Consider the following 15,834-nt stretch of genomic DNA (forward strand, 5'->3'; position numbering starts at 1 on the left):
GTGAGTCATGCAAGTTAAGCGATTTTTCGCCGCCGATATGCGTCAAGCCATGAAGCTGGTTCGCGATGAGCTGGGCGCTGAGGCGGCCATCATTGGCAACCGCCGCATCGCCGGTGGCGTCGAGTTGACCGCCGCTCTGGATTACAAGCTGTCTGCGCTGGCGCCACGCGTTCCCAACATGGAACTCGAAGACGAGCTGCGCAAGACCCAGTCGCGCATCGTCTCCGCCCAGGCTGAACTGAACAACCGCAGCGACAGCGATGCCTCGGTCAATCTTCAGTTGTTTTCCGGCAAGTCGATCAGCGCGACCGACACCCACATCGAACCGACACTCGAAGAGCCGCCACGTCCGTTTGCCTACGCACCGGCTCCTGCAGCCGAGCCTGCAGGCGGTCAACGTGCTTTCGAATCGATGCGCTCCGAATTGAACGGCCTGCGCGAGCTGCTGGAAGTCCAGCTCGGCTCCCTGGCCTGGACCCAGTTGCAGGGCAGCCGTCCGCAACAGGCCAACCTGTGGCGTCGCCTGCAACGCGTCGGCCTTTCCGGCCCGCTGTCGCGTGACTTGCTGTCGATGATTCCGGACATCGACGAGCCTCGTCAGGCCTGGCGCATGCTGTTGGCCCATCTGGCGCGCATGATTGCCGTGCCTGATGTCGAGCCACTGGAAGAGGGCGGTGTAATTGCCATGGTCGGTCCTGCCGGCATGGGCAAGACCACCACGCTGGCCAAGCTGGCCGCCCGTTATGTGCTGAAATACGGCGCGCAGAACATTGCGCTGGTCAGCATGGACAGTTTCCGCATCGGTGCCCAGGAGCAGCTCAAGACATTGGGCCGCATCCTCAACGTGCCGGTGACTCACGTCGATCCCGGTCAGTCACTGGCACAGGCCCTGGAGCCTCTGCTGCGCAAGCGTGTGGTCCTCATTGATACCGCCGGGCTGCAAGCCAGTGATCCTGCGTTGCGCATGCAACTGGAAAGCCTGGCGGGTCGCGGCATCAAGTCGCGTAACTACCTGGTACTGGCCACAACCAGCCAGAAGCAGGTACTGACGGCGGCTTATCACAGTTACAAGCGTTGTGGCCTGGCCGGATGCATTTTGACCAAGCTGGATGAAACCGCCAGCCTGGGTGAAGTTCTGAGCCTGGCAATCAGTCACGAATTGCCGGTGGCCTACCTCACGGACGGACCACGGATTCCTGACGATTTGCACATCCCGCGTCGCCACCAGTTGGTGAGCCGCGCGGTCAGCGTGCAAATGCAGGACGAGCCTAGCGAAGAAGCGATGGCTGATATGTTTGCCGACCTCTATCACTCACCTGGCAAAAGGGTAGGTTAAGTGATGGAGACTATTGGAATGTCCCTGCATCGATGGTCTGCCAGGCATTGTTCGTTCGCGAACGTGCAGCCCCCAATGTGGCTTCGGTCTACGCAAGACAAGGTAAAGAAATAACATGGGCAGCATGCATCCCGTACAGGTTATTGCGGTGACTGGCGGCAAAGGTGGCGTCGGTAAGACTAACGTGTCAGTGAACCTCTCACTGGCTCTGGCTGAGCTCGGTCGACGCGTCATGCTTCTTGACGCCGATCTGGGTCTGGCCAATGTCGATGTCCTGCTGGGGCTGACACCCAAACGCACGCTCGCCGATGTCATAGAAGGCCGTTGCGAGTTGCGCGACGTGCTTCTCCAGGGGCCGGGCGGCGTGCGCATCGTGCCTGCCGCTTCCGGCACCCAGAGCATGGTTCATCTGTCGCCTGCCCAGCATGCCGGTCTGATCCAGGCGTTCAGCGAGATTGGCGACAACCTCGATGTGCTGGTGATCGACACGGCAGCCGGCATCGGTGAATCGGTGGTCAGCTTCGTACGCGCCGCTCAGGAAGTCCTGCTGGTGGTCTGCGACGAGCCAACGTCCATCACCGATGCCTACGCACTGATCAAGTTGCTCAATCGCGACTACGGCATGAATCGTTTCCGGGTGCTGGCCAACATGGCCCAGAGCCCTCAGGAAGGCCGCAATCTGTTCGCCAAGCTGACCAAGGTCACGGACCGCTTTCTGGATGTTGCACTGCAGTATGTCGGGGCTGTGCCCTACGACGAATGCGTGCGCAAGGCCGTACAGAAACAGCGTGCCGTCTACGAAGCCTTCCCGCGCTCCAAATGCGCGCTGGCATTCAAGGCCATTGCCCAGAAGGTCGACACCTGGCCGTTGCCGGCCAACCCACGGGGTCACCTTGAATTCTTCGTCGAACGACTCGTTCACCAGACCAGTGCGGGGCCTGTCCAATGACAGCGAGCGGCTACCAGATGTACAGCAAGGCTTCCCGGAATTCGCAGTACGAGCTGATCGAGCGTTATGCGCCTCTGGTCAAACGTATCGCCTATCACCTGCTGGCTCGCCTGCCAGCCAGTGTGCAGGTCGAGGACCTGATTCAGGCCGGCATGATCGGGCTGCTCGAAGTCTCGACCAAATACGATTCCACCAAGGGTGCGAGTTTCGAGACCTATGCGGGTATCCGCATTCGTGGTGCCATGCTCGACGAAGTGCGCAAGGGTGACTGGGCGCCTCGCTCGGTCCACCGCAATACGCGCATGGTGAGCGACGCAATTCGCGCAATTGAAGCGAAAACCGGACGTGACGCTAAAGATCATGAGGTTGCTGCCGAACTCCAGTTGAGTCTCGATGATTATTACGGGATTTTGAATGACACCTTGGGCAGCCGCCTCTTCAGTTTCGACGACCTGCTTCAGGACGGCGACCATGAAGGGCTGCACGAGGACGGTGCCAGCGGTTCGCTTGAACCGTCACGGGACCTGGAAGACGAGCGCTTCCAGGCAGCCCTGGCCGATGCGATTGCCAATTTGCCGGAGCGTGAGCGTCTGGTCTTGGCGCTGTACTACGACGAAGAGCTGAACCTCAAGGAAATCGGAGAGGTCCTGGGGGTCAGCGAATCGCGGGTCAGTCAGTTACACAGCCAGTGCGCAGCTCGTTTGCGAGGGCGTTTGGGGGAGTGGCGAGCGCGTTGACAGTCAAGGTGCGGCCTGGTCCGCACATTGGCTTCATGCCGGCTGTGCAGAGCGTTACGTGGTAACAGGATAGACAAGGCAGGAGCCTGTCGGGCGGTGCCTCGATGGGCTGTTCGTTCAGGTCTGTACCTGTCGTTTTGCCAAGCCCGTCGTCGTTTCGTACAGCCGGGGGTGTGCTGTGCCAGTATTGAGTGAACAGCGTGTTCAGGTGCTGAACGCGTTAAAGACTGCTTGGAGGTCGAATTGGACAAGAACATGAAAATCCTCATCGTTGATGACTTCTCAACGATGAGGCGGATCATCAAGAACCTGTTGCGTGATCTGGGGTTCACCAACACATCGGAAGCGGACGACGGTCTGACCGCGCTGCCGATGTTGCAGAGCGGCGCCTTTGACTTTCTGGTGACGGACTGGAACATGCCTGGCATGTCCGGTATCGATCTGCTGCGCCAGGTCCGTCAGGACGAGCGCCTCAAGAGCCTTCCCGTGCTGATGGTCACCGCTGAAGCCAAGCGTGAGCAGATCATCGAAGCTGCACAGGCCGGGGTAAACGGTTACGTGGTCAAGCCATTCACGGCTCAAGCGCTGAAAGAGAAGATCGAAAAGATCTTTGAACGCGTCAATAGCTGATGCATGCCGCGAGGGCGCTATGGATAACAATGATTCGATGGCCGACTTTGAGTCGACCCTGAAAAGACACGCGCAGGAACTCGTCACCAGCCTTGAAAAAGGTCGTTTCGGCGAAGCTGTGCAACTGATCCATGAGCTCAACCAGACACGCGACCGCGGCCTTTATCAGGAAGTGGGCAAGCTGACTCGTGAGCTGCACAGTGCAATCGTCAACTTCCAGATCGATCCGCACATGCCTCAGGCCGAGGAGGTATCGCAGATCACGGATGCCACCGAACGTCTGGGTTACGTCGTGCGGCTGACCGAAAATGCGGCCAACCGCACCATGGATCTGGTCGAGGAAAGCACGCCAGTCATGAACGGTCTGAGCGCCGACGCCAAGGCGTTGAGCGAAGACTGGGGGCGCTTCATGCGCCGCGAAATCGGTGCCGAGGAATTTCGCGATCTCGCCAAGCGGGTCGATGGTTTTCTGACGCGTACCGAGAAGGAGACTCACGAGGTTTCCGCGCACCTCAATGACATTCTGCTCGCCCAGGATTACCAGGACCTCACCGGTCAGGTGATCAAGCGTGTCACGCAGTTGGTTACTGAAGTGGAAGGCAACTTGCTCAAACTGGTGCTCATGGCCAGCCATGTCGATCGCTTCGCAGGCATCGAACATGACGAAGAATCCATCCTTGCAGAAAAAGATCCTAAAAAACATCTCTCCAAGGGTGAAGGTCCGCAGATTCATGCCGATAAACGTGAAGACGTCGTATCCGGACAGGATGATGTAGACGATCTGCTATCGAGCCTCGGCTTCTAGGTCTGTTGACGGTTAATTTTAGGGAGCACCCCCATGAGCTTCGGCGCCGATGAAGAAATCCTTCAGGATTTTCTGGTAGAGGCCGGCGAAATTCTGGAGCAGTTGTCAGAGCAATTGGTCGAGCTGGAAAGCCGACCGGATGATGCTGATCTGCTCAATGCAATTTTTCGCGGTTTTCACACTGTAAAAGGGGGCGCCGGCTTCCTCCAGCTCCATGAGCTGGTGGAGTGCTGCCATATCGCCGAAAACGTGTTCGACATCCTTCGCAAGGGTGAGCGGCGCGTTGATTCCGAGCTCATGGACGTGGTCCTGGAAGCACTGGACACCGTCAACAGCATGTTCGGCCAGGTGCGCGAACGTACTGACCTGACGCCTGCGACGCCGGAACTGCTGGCGGCGCTGTCGCGTCTGGCTGAACCACAATCCAATGATGCGGTTGCCGAGCCTGTGGCTGAGGTGGCCGAAGTGGCTGCTCCGGTTGCCGAGGCGGCTGGCGGCGACGATATCACCGACCACGAATTCGAACAGTTGCTCGATTCGCTGCACGGCTCCAAGCCGATTGCAGCACCTGCTGCGGCCCCGGCCGCTCAGGCCTCGTCGAGCGACGAGATTACCGATCAGGAATTCGAATCCCTGCTCGATCAGTTGCACGGCAAGGGCAAGTTTGCCGCCGATGCCGCTCCGGCACCGGCCCCTGCGGCCAAGGCTGGCGGCAGCGCACCGGCCAGTGACGAGATCACTGACGACGAGTTCGAAGCATTGCTGGATCAGTTGCATGGCAAAGGGTCGTTCGATGCTGCTGTCGTCGCGCCGGTTGCTGCCGAGGCCGTTGCGGCCAAGGCTCCAGTGACAGCCAAGGCTGCAGCCTCGGACGAAATCACCGATCACGAATTCGAAAACCTGCTGGACGAGCTGCACGGCAAGGGCAAGTTCGAGCCTGAGGCCATCGTGGCCAAGGCACCCGCACCTGCTGCGGCCGCTGCCCCGGCTCCTGCTGCCAAGCCAGCTGCGGCGCCTGCACCTGCTGCGAAGGCCGAGCCTGCGCAAGCCAAGGCTGCTGCACCTGCTCCCGCCCGAGCTCCTGCCCCGACGGGCGAAAAGCCGGTCGCGACAGAAGCCGAAACCACGGTGCGCGTCGATACTGCGCGGCTGGACGAGATCATGAACATGGTCGGCGAACTGGTGCTGGTGCGTAACCGACTGGTTCGCCTGGGTCTGAACAGTGGCGACGAAGCCATGTCCAAGGCTGTTTCCAACCTGGACGTGGTAACCGCCGACCTGCAGACCGCGGTGATGAAAACCCGCATGCAGCCAATCAAGAAAGTCTTCGGCCGCTTCCCGCGTCTGGTTCGTGACCTGGCTCGCCAGCTCAAGAAAGAGATCATCCTGGAACTGGTGGGTGAAGAGACCGACCTGGACAAGAACCTTGTCGAGGCGCTGGCTGACCCGTTGGTCCACTTGGTGCGCAACGCGGTCGACCACGGTATCGAAACCCCGGAAGAACGCGAAGCCACCGGCAAGTCCCGCGGCGGCAAGGTGATTCTGGCGGCCGAGCAGGAAGGCGACCATATCCTGTTGTCCATCTCCGATGACGGCAAGGGTATGGACCCGAACGTGCTGCGCTCCATCGCCGTCAAGCGCGGTGTCATGGACAAGGATGCTGCGGACCGTCTCAGCGACACCGACTGCTACAACCTGATCTTTGCACCCGGCTTCTCGACCAAGACCGAGATTTCCGACGTCTCCGGTCGTGGTGTGGGCATGGACGTGGTGAAAACCAAGATTTCCCAGCTCAACGGTTCGATCAACATCTACTCGACCAAGGGTCAGGGTTCGAAGATCGTCATCAAGGTTCCGCTGACGCTTGCGATCATGCCGACCCTGATGGTCATGCTGGGCAATCAGGCCTTTGCCTTCCCGCTGGTCAACGTCAACGAAATCTTCCACCTGGACCTGTCGACCACCAACGTCGTCGATGGTCAGGAAGTGGTGATCGTGCGTGACAAGGCCTTGCCTCTGTTCTACCTCAAGCGCTGGCTGGTCAGTTCGGCAGCGCATGAAGAGCAGCGTGAAGGTCATGTGGTGATTCTGTCTGTCGGCACCCAGCGCATCGGCTTTGTCGTCGATCAACTGGTTGGTCAGGAAGAAGTGGTGATCAAACCGCTGGGCAAGATGCTGCAAGGTACGCCGGGCATGTCGGGCGCCACCATCACCGGTGACGGTCGCATTGCCTTGATTCTCGATGTACCGAGCATGCTCAAGCGTTACGCCGCACGGCGTATTTGATTCTGGGGTTGCGGGCAGCTTCGGCTGCCTGCGGCGCCTATTGGAGTGTTTATGGCAGTCAAGGTCCTGGTGGTGGATGATTCCGGTTTCTTCCGCCGCCGCGTTACGGAAATTCTTTCTTCGGACCCCAACATCCAGGTTGTCGGCACGGCAACCAACGGCAAGGAAGCGATCGAACAGGCGCTGGCCCTCAAGCCTGACGTGATCACCATGGACTACGAAATGCCGATGATGGATGGCATTACGGCAGTTCGTCACATCATGCAGCGTATCCCGACCCCGGTTCTGATGTTTTCCTCGCTGACGCACGAAGGTGCACGCGTCACGCTGGATGCGCTGGACGCCGGTGCCGTGGACTTTTTACCCAAGAATTTTGAAGACATCTCGCGCAACCCGCAGAAGGTCAAGCAGCTGCTGTGCGAGAAGATCAACAGCATCTCACGCAGTAACCGTCGTCTCAGCGGCGCGAGTTCTGCTTCTGCTGCTCCGGTTTCCTCATCCGCTGCGCCCGCTGCCCGTACCGCTGCGCCGGCACCTGCATCGACCACGCCTGCACGCACGATTGCGCCGCGCACTGCAGCGCCTGCGCCGCATGCAGCCCATACCCAGCCACAGACGCATGCGCCAGCCCATCCGACCACCTCTGGCACGCCGAAGCGCAAGGCCTACAAGCTGGTTGCCATCGGCACGTCGACCGGTGGTCCCGTGGCATTGCAACGTGTGCTGACGCAACTGCCTGCCGGTTTTCCGGCTCCGCTGGTGCTGATCCAGCACATGCCTGCTGCGTTCACCAAGGCCTTTGCCGAGCGTCTGGACAAGCTGTGCAAGATCAGCGTCAAGGAAGCCGAGGACGGTGACGTACTGCGTCCGGGCCTCGCACTGCTGGCACCCGGTGGCAAGCAGATGATGGTCGACAGCCGTGGCACGGTTAAGATTCTGCCCGGTGACGAACGCCTCAATTACAAGCCGTGCGTGGACATCACGTTCGGGTCGGCCGCCAAGTCCTATGGCGACAAGGTGCTTTCTGTCGTGCTCACCGGCATGGGGGCTGACGGTCGCGAAGGCGCTCGTCTGCTCAAACAGGCCGGCAGTACAGTCTGGGCGCAGGACGAGGCGAGCTGCGTGATTTATGGCATGCCTATGGCCATCGTCAAGGCCGAGCTGGCGGATGCAATCTATAGCCTGGACGATATCGGTCGTCACCTGGTCGAGGCGTGCCTCTGATGGATGTACTGAGTCTGATCGGCCTTATTCTGGCGTTCGTGGCGATCATCGGCGGCAACTTTCTCGAAGGCGGACACCTCAGTGCGCTGCTCAATGGTCCGGCCGCGCTGATCGTGATCGGCGGTACGCTGGGCGCCTCGCTGTTGCAGGCGCCCATGAGCGCTTTCATGCGCGCCATGAAAATCATTCGCTGGGTGCTGTTTCCGCCGCGTGTCGATCTGCCGGGTGGCGTCGACCGCGTGATCGGCTGGAGCATGACCGCCCGCAAGGAAGGCCTGCTGGGTCTGGAAACGGTTGCCGATGCCGAGCCTGACAGCTATGCCCGCAAAGGCCTGCAACTGCTGGTCGACGGTGCCGAGCCGGAAGCGATTCGCAGCATTCTGGAAGTCGATTTCATCACCCAGGAAACCCGTGACATTCAGGCCGCCAAGGTCTTTGAGAGCATGGGCGGCTATGCGCCGACCGTGGGTATCATCGGTGCGGTCATGGGGTTGATTCACGTGATGGGCAACCTGGCTGATCCGAGTCAGTTGGGCAGCGGCATTGCCGTGGCGTTCGTCGCGACCATCTACGGTGTTGCGACGGCCAACCTTATCCTGCTGCCGGTGGCCAACAAGCTCAAGGCGATTGCCCATCGTCAGGCGCGCTACCGCGAAATGCTGCTCGAAGGTCTGCTGTCCATTGCCGAGGGTGAGAACCCGCGCTCCATCGAACTCAAGCTGCAAGGCTTCATGGAGTAACACCTCATGGCTCGACGTCGTCAGCCCGAAGAACACGAAAATCATGAACGCTGGCTGGTGTCTTACGCCGACTTCATTACGCTGCTGTTTGCCTTCTTCGTGGTGATGTACTCGATCTCGTCGGTCAACGAAGGCAAGTACAAGATTCTGTCGCAGGCGCTGGTCGGCGTGTTCAACGACGCCGAGCGCACCATGAAGCCGATCCCCATCGGCGAGCAGCGTCCGGTGTCGGTCAAGCCGTCCGAGCCATTGCTCAAGGACAGCGAGGAAACCGACGCCGGTATCGCCTCGTCGGCCAGTGATCCGTTGCAGACCATTGCCCAGGATGTACGTGATGCGTTTGGCGATCTGATCCAGTCGGACCAGATGACCGTGCGCGGCAACGAACTGTGGATCGAGATCGAGCTCAACTCCAGCCTGCTGTTCGGCAGCGGTGATGCGATGCCCAGCGACAAGGCGTTCACGATCATTGAAAAGGTCGCCGGTATCGTCAAGCGCTTCGACAACCCGATCCATGTCGAAGGCTTCACCGATGACCAGCCGATCAGCACGGCGCAGTTTCCGACCAACTGGGAACTGTCGTCGGCACGTTCGGCCAGTATCGTCCGCATGCTGGCCATCGACGGTGTCAATCCGGCGCGTCTGGCATCCGTCGGATACGGCGAGTTTCAGCCGATTGCCCCCAACACCAGCGCTACCGGGCGTGCCAAGAACCGTCGTGTGGTGCTGGTCATCTCCCGTAACCTGGATGTGCGGCGCAGTCTGACCAGTACCGGCACTGCGAATGCGCAGCCGGACGCCGCATTGAAGCGTGCTGGCACACAAACTGCACCGGTGCCAGCAAAGCCGCCGGTACGTGCGAACACTGTCAATTCTCCGTCACCCGCACCTTAAAGCGTATTGGTACGGTCATCGCTGTACGGAAGGAAAATCATCAATGAGAGTCTGGGCAGTAGCCAACCAGAAAGGTGGAGTCGGAAAGACCACCACGACCATTGCCCTGGCCGGTCTGCTGGCCGATGCGGGCAAGCGCGTCGTCGTGGTCGATCTCGACCCTCACGGCTCCATGACCAGTTATTTCGGGCACAACCCGGACGAACTGGAGCACAGCGCTTTCGATCTGTTTCTGCACAAGGGCGTCGTTCCTGACGGACTTCCGGGGCAACTGCTGTTGCCGACCAGTGACCAGCGTATCTCGCTGATTCCGTCCAGTACCGCATTGGCGACGCTGGAACGACAGTCGCCGGGCCAGAGTGGCCTGGGGCTGGTGATTGCCAAGAGCCTCGCCCAGTTGTGGCAGGATTTTGACTATGCACTGATCGACAGCCCGCCGTTGCTCGGCGTGTTGATGGTCAACGCGCTGGCCGCCAGTCAACAGCTGGCGATTCCGGTGCAGACCGAATTTCTTGCCGTCAAAGGCCTGGAGCGCATGGTCAACACCCTTACGATGATCAACCGTTCTCGTAAGGTGCCGTTGCCTTACACCATCGTGCCGACGCTGTTCGACCGCCGCACCCAGGCCTCCATGGGCACCCTTAAACTTTTGCGCGACAGCTTTCCCGAGCATGTCTGGCAGGCCTATGTGCCGGTGGACACGCGTTTGCGCGATGCCAGCCGTGCCGGTCTTACGCCGTCGCAGAACGACAGCAAGAGCCGTGGCGTGATTGCGTACCGGGCATTGCTCAAGCATATGCTCGCCGAGCAACTCAATGCTCAGGTGGCCTGACATGCGCGCACATTCTTTCTCTGCTGTCAGCTCAAGTGATGCCTCAATGCGGCCGATAACTCTATCAGGCTGCACTCGCTCCATTTTTTGTTGGGCCCCGGTATGAACCGCCCTGTAGAAGTTGCAACACGACCCAAGCTGGCCCTGCAGTCCTATCTGGATGCGTTGCTTCAGGACGCGACCGAAGAACCGGAGGTTCCGGCCAGCAGCATCGACGAGTTTCAGGCGGCGGTGCTCGAAGAGCAGGCGTTCGATGCGCGCAGGCAGTCGCAGATAAAGCCGGTCGCAGTGGCTGTAGCCGCCCCTGCAGCCGTAGCGGTGCCTGTTGTCGTTGCGGCGCCGGTGGTGACGCCGGTGCTGGAAGTTGCGCCGGTGATCGTGGCCGAGGCCGTGGTTGAAGTCGAGGTTCCGGTGGTCGAGCTGGTCGAGCCGGTTGCCGAGCTGAGTACCATGGCGCCGCAGCGTACGCCCACGCCGCCGGCGACCAGCGATGGTCGTCCGGCCTGGGCTGCCGAGCCCTTCGAATGCCTGTTGTTCGATGTGGCGGGGCTGACACTGGCGGTGCCGTTGGTGTGCCTGGGGTCGATTTATCCTTTGGCAGGGCAGGAGCTGACGCCTCTGTTCGGTCAGCCGGACTGGTTTCTCGGGATCCTGCCTTCTCAGGCGGGGAACCTCAAAGTGCTGGATACCGCGCGCTGGATCATGCCTGATCGCTACCGCGACGATTTTCGCCAGGGCTTGCAGTATGTGATTTCGGTCCAGGGGTACGAGTGGGGGTTGGCGGTGCATCAGGTCAGTCGCTCTTTGCGGCTTGATCCGAACGAAATCAAGTGGCGCACACAGCGTGGTCAGCGGCCATGGCTGGCGGGCACAGTGATCGAACACATGTGTGCGTTGCTGGACGTTGCAGAGTTGGCCGAGTTGATAGCCAGTGGCGCGGTCAAGCAGTTGAACAAGTCGAAATAATCATGGGTCGTCGCCAGTCGCGTCGCCCGCAGAGTACACACGTGAGGGGTTAGGGTATGAATAAGTCGTCTGCACAGGGTTCCGAAGATCCTATCCTGCAATGGGTTACGTTCCGCCTGGACAATGAGTCCTATGGCATCAACGTGATGCAGGTCCAGGAAGTGCTGCGCTACACCGAAATCGCTCCGGTACCGGGTGCGCCAAGCTACGTGCTGGGCATCATCAACCTGCGCGGTAATGTCGTGACTGTGATCGACACCCGTCAGCGCTTCGGCCTGGCGCCGGTTGAAGTCAGCGACAACACGCGTATCGTGATCATCGAAGCCGACAAGCAAGTGGTCGGGATTCTGGTCGACAGCGTGGCAGAAGTGGTTTACTTGCGTCAGTCCGAAGTCGAAACCGCACCTAACGTCGGTAACGATGAATCGGCCAAGTTCATTCAGGGCGTCTGCAACAAGAACGGCGAGCTGTTGATTCTGGTCGAGCTGGACAAAATGATGTCCGAAGAAGAGTGGTCCGAGCTGGAGAGCATCTGATTGATTCTTGAGGTTGCAGTCGTCTTTCTGGGCATTCTCTGGGTAGTCACCCTGGGAATGTTCCTGACCCATACCAAGCGTCAGCGCAAGCTCGACGCCGAGCGTGACGAGGCGGCTGCCTTGCGTGATCAGCGTATCAAGGAGTTGGCCCGGCGCGTGGACAACTTCCAGAGCGGCACGGTACGCATGGGTGAGGCTCTGCACGAACTGCGCGCCATCGTTGCGCCGTTGCCCGACAAGCTCACGGCACTGGAACAGCGCGATCCCTCCACGCTGTCCTTTGCCCAGGCGGCGCGTCTGGTCGGCATGGGCGCCAGCATTGACGAGCTGACCCAGTCCTGCGGATTGACTCAGGCAGAAGCGCAACTGATGACCAAGCTTCACGGCAATCCGGCGGGCTGACTGCTGATAAGCCTGGTCCATTCGTGACCAGGCTTTTTCCTTCCCTTGATTTCCTTCCGGCTCGGTCCCGCTCCAGAGTGCCTTACTGTTCGTCCAGCGCGAATTCGGTCAGGCAGAAGGTGGGAATGGCCATGGCCTGCAGGCGTTTCGAACCGCCCAGTTCCGGCAGATCGATGATCGCAGCGGCTTCGTGAATCCGAGCGCCCATGCGGCGTATCAGGTTGGCGGCCGCGATCAGCGTTCCGCCCGTGGCGATCAGGTCATCGAACATCACGACCGAGTCGCCGTCGCACAGGCTGTCCGCATGGACTTCCAGATACGCTTCGCCGTATTCGGTCTGGTAACCCTCGGACAGCACGTCGGCCGGCAGCTTGCCCTGTTTGCGAAACAGCACCAGAGGCTTGTTCAACTCGTAGGCCACGACCGATCCGATCAGAAAGCCGCGTGCGTCCATGACGCCGATGTGGCTGAAGTCGGCTTCGATGTAGCGCTGCACGAAGCTGTCGATCACCTGGCGGGTGGCCTTGGGCGACTGGAAGAGTGGAGTGATGTCGCGGAAGACGACGCCAGGCTTGGGGAAGTCCACGACCGGGCGTATCAGGGATTTGAAGCTCAATTCATCGAAAATCATCAGAAAGTGATCCGGGGCAAGATTGGCCGACAGTTTAAGCCGACCGGCCCCGGATCGCACGCATCAGCTTTGGAAGGCGCCGCCAGCCAGTGCGCAGAGCTGGATCGGGTCGAGGATATGCACCTCTTTGCCTTCTGCGGTGATCAGCTCGTTTTGCTGAAAACGGGTGAACACCCGGGAAACGGTTTCGACCGCAAGCCCCAGGTAATTGCCGATTTCATTGCGCGACATACTCAGGCGAAACTGGTTGGCGGAAAAGCCTCGCGCCCGGAAGCGCGCCGACAGATTGACCAGAAAGGTTGCGATGCGCTCGTCGGCGGTCTTTTTTGACAGCAGCAGCATCATTTGTTGATCGTCGCGGATCTCGCGGCTCATGACGCGCATCAGTTGCCGACGCAATTGTGGTAATTGCACCGAAAGCTCATCCAGACGCTCGAACGGGATTTCGCACACTGATGTGGTTTCCAGCGCCTGCGCGGAGACCGGATACGCCTGGGCGTCCATCCCGGACATGCCGACCAGTTCGCTGGGCAGGTGAAAACCGGTGAGCTGTTCTTCACCGGCGTCACTGATACTGAAGGTTTTCAAGGCGCCGGAGCGAACGGCATAGACCGACTCGAAGGTATCGCCCTGACGAAACAGGAACTCGCCTTTTTTCAACGGGCGGCCGCGCTTGACGATCTGGTCAAGCGACTCCATGTCTTCGAGGTTCAGCGAGAGGGGCAGGCAGAGCGGGGCGAGACTGCAATCCTTGCAATGAGCCTGGGTTGAAGCACGTGACTTGGCGGGCTCGGACATCACTTAATTCCTTGTGGGAAAACACACATAAGTCGTAAGGGTAACTCACCCAAGGCAGGTAGGGCCAGTCTGCGAGTGGTCGCAGGTATCAAGGTTCGTCCCGGTCGGCCGATAGCGGTGTACTTATTCAATGACAGCGGGACGTCCCACCATGACCCTGACTACTTTGCCCGTAGGTGCCATCACACTGGCCGTCGCCACGCCAGCGGTGACTTCCCGTTCGCCTCAGGAGGTCAAGGTCGACGCCGCACCCGCTGCGTCAGAAGGGGTGAAAGTCGACCTGTCGGCTGCAGGACGGGCAGCCGCCTCTTCGTCGTCCAAGGATGCAGATATCGAACAGAGTGGTTTGCCGGCGTCGGTTCAGAAGCTGCTGAAGGCCATACGCGAACTGCAACGACAGATCGCCGAGCTGACCTTGCAGATCCAGCAGGCACTCAAGGATCCCAGCCTCACTGACGAGGAGCGCAAGAGCAAGGCGGCGGGTCTGCAGGCAGTGATGAGCATGCTACAGGCGCAGATCAGTACGTCCAGCGATGACCTTTCCACGCTGATGAACAGGCTCAAATCCAGCAATGACGACAAGGTCAAGGCCGGCATGCTGATCATGGCCAAAATGTAAGACGTCTGGCTGGCCTAGATCACCTTTGAAAAGGGTTGAGGGTGCTGCCGGGGCAGGTACGTATCAAACACCTTGCACACCGCGCGCACCAGCAGCCGTCCCGCAGGCAGCACGTCGAGTTTGTCGGTATCCAGAGCGATCAATCCGTCTTCGGCCATGACGTCGAGTTGCGGCCAGATATCACTGAAGTAGGATTTGAAATCGATTGCCAGAGCCTGCCCGGTTTTTACGAAATTCAGGTGGAAATGGCAGATCAATTGTTGAATCACTGCGCGTCTGATCCGGTCATCGTTGTTGCAGAACAGCCCCCGTCTGGTCGCCAGTTGATCGCTGGCGAGCAGGTTCTGGTAGTCGTTCAGATCGCTGCTGTTCTGGCTGTAAAGATTGCCCACCTGGCTGATTGCCGAAACCCCCAGCCCGAGCAGATCGCAGTGTCCGTGGGTGGTGTAACCCTGAAAGTTGCGATGCAGCGTGCGATCTTCCTGCGCGATCGCCAGGTCATCGTGAGGCAGGGCGAAGTGGTCCATGCCGATGTAGCGATAACCCGCCTGAGTCAGTTGCGAAACCGTACGCTCCAGCATCGACAGACGGGTTTCAGGACAGGGCAGATCGGCACTTTCGATACGCCGCTGAGGCATGAAGCGCTCGGGCAGATGCGCGTAGTTGAACACTGACAGGCGATCCGGCTGCAGCCTGATGACCTCGTCTACTGTGCAGGCAAAGCTGTTGAGGGTCTGTTTGGGCAGGCCGTAGATCAGGTCGATATTGACCGAGCGAAACTGCAGCGTGCGCGCGGCTTCGACCAGCGTCCGGGTTTCCTCCAGGCTTTGCAGGCGATTGATCGCACGCTGTACCGCAGGCTCCAGGTCCTGCACGCCCAGGCTGATGCGGTTGAAGCCCAGTTCACGCAGCAAGCCCATCGTCGCCCAGTCGGCTTCACGCGGATCGATCTCGATGCCGTAGTCTCCCGAGTCGTCCCGCAACAGATTGAAGTGCGCACGCAGGTGCGCCATGAGTTGCCGCAGCTGGTCATGGCTGAGAAACGTCGGCGTCCCACCGCCCAGATGTAACTGCTCGACGATCTGACCGGGGTCGAGATGGCAGGCGAGCATCTCTATTTCATGCATCAGGCGTTGCAGATAAGCCTGTGAACGACCGCGATCCTTGGTGATGACCTTGTTGCAGGCGCAGTAGTAACAAACGTTGGCGCAAAAAGGGATGTGCACATACAGCGACAAAGGCCGTAACGCCTTGCGACTGTCACGCAGCGCGTGCAACAGGTCGAAAGCGCCGATATCGGTCCTGAATTGCACGGCCGTCGGATACGAGGTGTAACGCGGGCCTGTGAGGTCGTAGCGACGGATCAGGTCTGAATCCCAAGGAGTGACGTCCAGCATGCGCATGTTTCCCGGATGGGGTGATGAGCGCCGGAGCATACGAGGGACGTGT

The 15,834-nt window shown here is 59.8% G+C and carries 17 protein-coding genes; 14 read left to right on the plus strand and 3 right to left on the minus strand.

Annotated features, from left to right (window positions below; all coding sequences use genetic code 11):
* Positions 1–7 precede the first annotated feature (7 nt).
* From flhF to AO065_RS05730, 13 genes are all read left to right on the plus strand, one after another.
* The gene (flhF, locus tag AO065_RS05670) at positions 8–1,336 is read left to right on the plus strand and encodes a flagellar biosynthesis GTPase FlhF (RefSeq protein WP_004880785.1); all 1,329 of its coding nucleotides are present in this window, start codon (positions 8–10) and stop codon (positions 1,334–1,336) included.
* A 115-nt stretch (positions 1,337–1,451) separates the two neighbouring features.
* A complete protein-coding gene (gene fleN, locus AO065_RS05675; protein ID WP_003412391.1) occupies positions 1,452–2,285 on the plus strand; it encodes a flagellar synthesis regulator FleN in 834 nt (277 codons plus the stop codon).
* Positions 2,282–3,022, plus strand: a complete 741-nt coding sequence (gene fliA, locus AO065_RS05680) for an RNA polymerase sigma factor FliA (RefSeq protein WP_002554271.1) — start codon at positions 2,282–2,284, stop codon at positions 3,020–3,022. The genes fleN and fliA overlap by 4 nt, the downstream gene beginning before the upstream one ends.
* 255 nt (positions 3,023–3,277) lie before the next feature.
* Entirely contained in the window at positions 3,278–3,652 is a 375-nt protein-coding gene (locus AO065_RS05685; protein WP_161627625.1) for a chemotaxis response regulator CheY, read from the plus strand.
* 19 nt (positions 3,653–3,671) lie between these two features.
* Positions 3,672–4,457: a protein phosphatase CheZ gene (locus AO065_RS05690; RefSeq protein WP_004880789.1), complete on the plus strand. Its 786-nt coding sequence runs from the start codon at positions 3,672–3,674 to the stop codon at positions 4,455–4,457.
* Between the two features lie 33 nt (positions 4,458–4,490).
* Complete coding sequence (locus tag AO065_RS05695; protein ID WP_004880791.1) at positions 4,491–6,743, plus strand: chemotaxis protein CheA; 2,253 nt, start codon at positions 4,491–4,493, stop codon at positions 6,741–6,743.
* A 51-nt stretch (positions 6,744–6,794) separates the two neighbouring features.
* A complete protein-coding gene (locus tag AO065_RS05700) occupies positions 6,795–7,967 on the plus strand; it encodes a protein-glutamate methylesterase/protein-glutamine glutaminase (RefSeq protein ID WP_004880792.1) in 1,173 nt (390 codons plus the stop codon).
* Positions 7,967–8,707 carry a flagellar motor protein gene (locus tag AO065_RS05705; protein WP_004880794.1) on the plus strand — a complete coding sequence of 247 codons (741 nt, stop codon included), beginning with the start codon at positions 7,967–7,969 and terminating at the stop codon, positions 8,705–8,707. Before AO065_RS05700 ends, AO065_RS05705 begins: the two co-directional genes overlap by 1 nt.
* 6 nt (positions 8,708–8,713) lie before the next feature.
* Entirely contained in the window at positions 8,714–9,601 is an 888-nt protein-coding gene (motD, locus tag AO065_RS05710) for a flagellar motor protein MotD (protein WP_004880797.1), read from the plus strand.
* A gap of 43 nt (positions 9,602–9,644) precedes the next feature.
* Positions 9,645–10,433, plus strand: coding sequence for a ParA family protein (locus AO065_RS05715; RefSeq protein WP_004880799.1), 789 nt, complete (start codon positions 9,645–9,647; stop codon positions 10,431–10,433).
* Positions 10,434–10,535: 102 nt separating this feature from the next.
* Positions 10,536–11,399, plus strand: a complete 864-nt coding sequence (locus AO065_RS05720; protein ID WP_004880801.1) for a CheW domain-containing protein — start codon at positions 10,536–10,538, stop codon at positions 11,397–11,399.
* A gap of 56 nt (positions 11,400–11,455) precedes the next feature.
* Positions 11,456–11,935 (plus strand): chemotaxis protein CheW, encoded by a 480-nt coding sequence (locus AO065_RS05725; protein ID WP_002554262.1) that lies wholly within the window; start codon positions 11,456–11,458, stop codon positions 11,933–11,935.
* A complete protein-coding gene (locus AO065_RS05730) occupies positions 11,936–12,337 on the plus strand; it encodes a DUF2802 domain-containing protein (protein ID WP_004880805.1) in 402 nt (133 codons plus the stop codon).
* Positions 12,338–12,419: 82 nt separating this feature from the next.
* Here AO065_RS05730 and AO065_RS05735 read toward each other — a convergent pair whose 3' ends face one another.
* Positions 12,420–12,968 carry an adenine phosphoribosyltransferase gene (locus AO065_RS05735; protein ID WP_004880806.1) on the minus strand — a complete coding sequence of 183 codons (549 nt, stop codon included), beginning with the start codon at positions 12,966–12,968 and terminating at the stop codon, positions 12,420–12,422.
* A 63-nt stretch (positions 12,969–13,031) separates the two neighbouring features.
* Positions 13,032–13,766: a fumarate/nitrate reduction transcriptional regulator Fnr gene (gene fnr / locus AO065_RS05740; RefSeq protein ID WP_004880807.1), complete on the minus strand. Its 735-nt coding sequence runs from the start codon at positions 13,764–13,766 to the stop codon at positions 13,032–13,034.
* Between the two features lie 151 nt (positions 13,767–13,917).
* Between fnr and AO065_RS05745 the strand changes: the two genes are divergently transcribed.
* A complete protein-coding gene (locus tag AO065_RS05745; protein WP_004880809.1) occupies positions 13,918–14,385 on the plus strand; it encodes a FlxA-like family protein in 468 nt (155 codons plus the stop codon).
* Positions 14,386–14,399: 14 nt separating this feature from the next.
* Here AO065_RS05745 and hemN read toward each other — a convergent pair whose 3' ends face one another.
* Entirely contained in the window at positions 14,400–15,782 is a 1,383-nt protein-coding gene (gene hemN, locus AO065_RS05750; RefSeq protein ID WP_004880811.1) for an oxygen-independent coproporphyrinogen III oxidase, read from the minus strand.
* Positions 15,783–15,834 lie beyond the last annotated feature (52 nt).

This window comes from Pseudomonas viridiflava, from assembly GCF_001642795.1.
In the GTDB taxonomy this organism is placed as follows: Bacteria; Pseudomonadota; Gammaproteobacteria; order Pseudomonadales; family Pseudomonadaceae; genus Aquipseudomonas; species Aquipseudomonas viridiflava.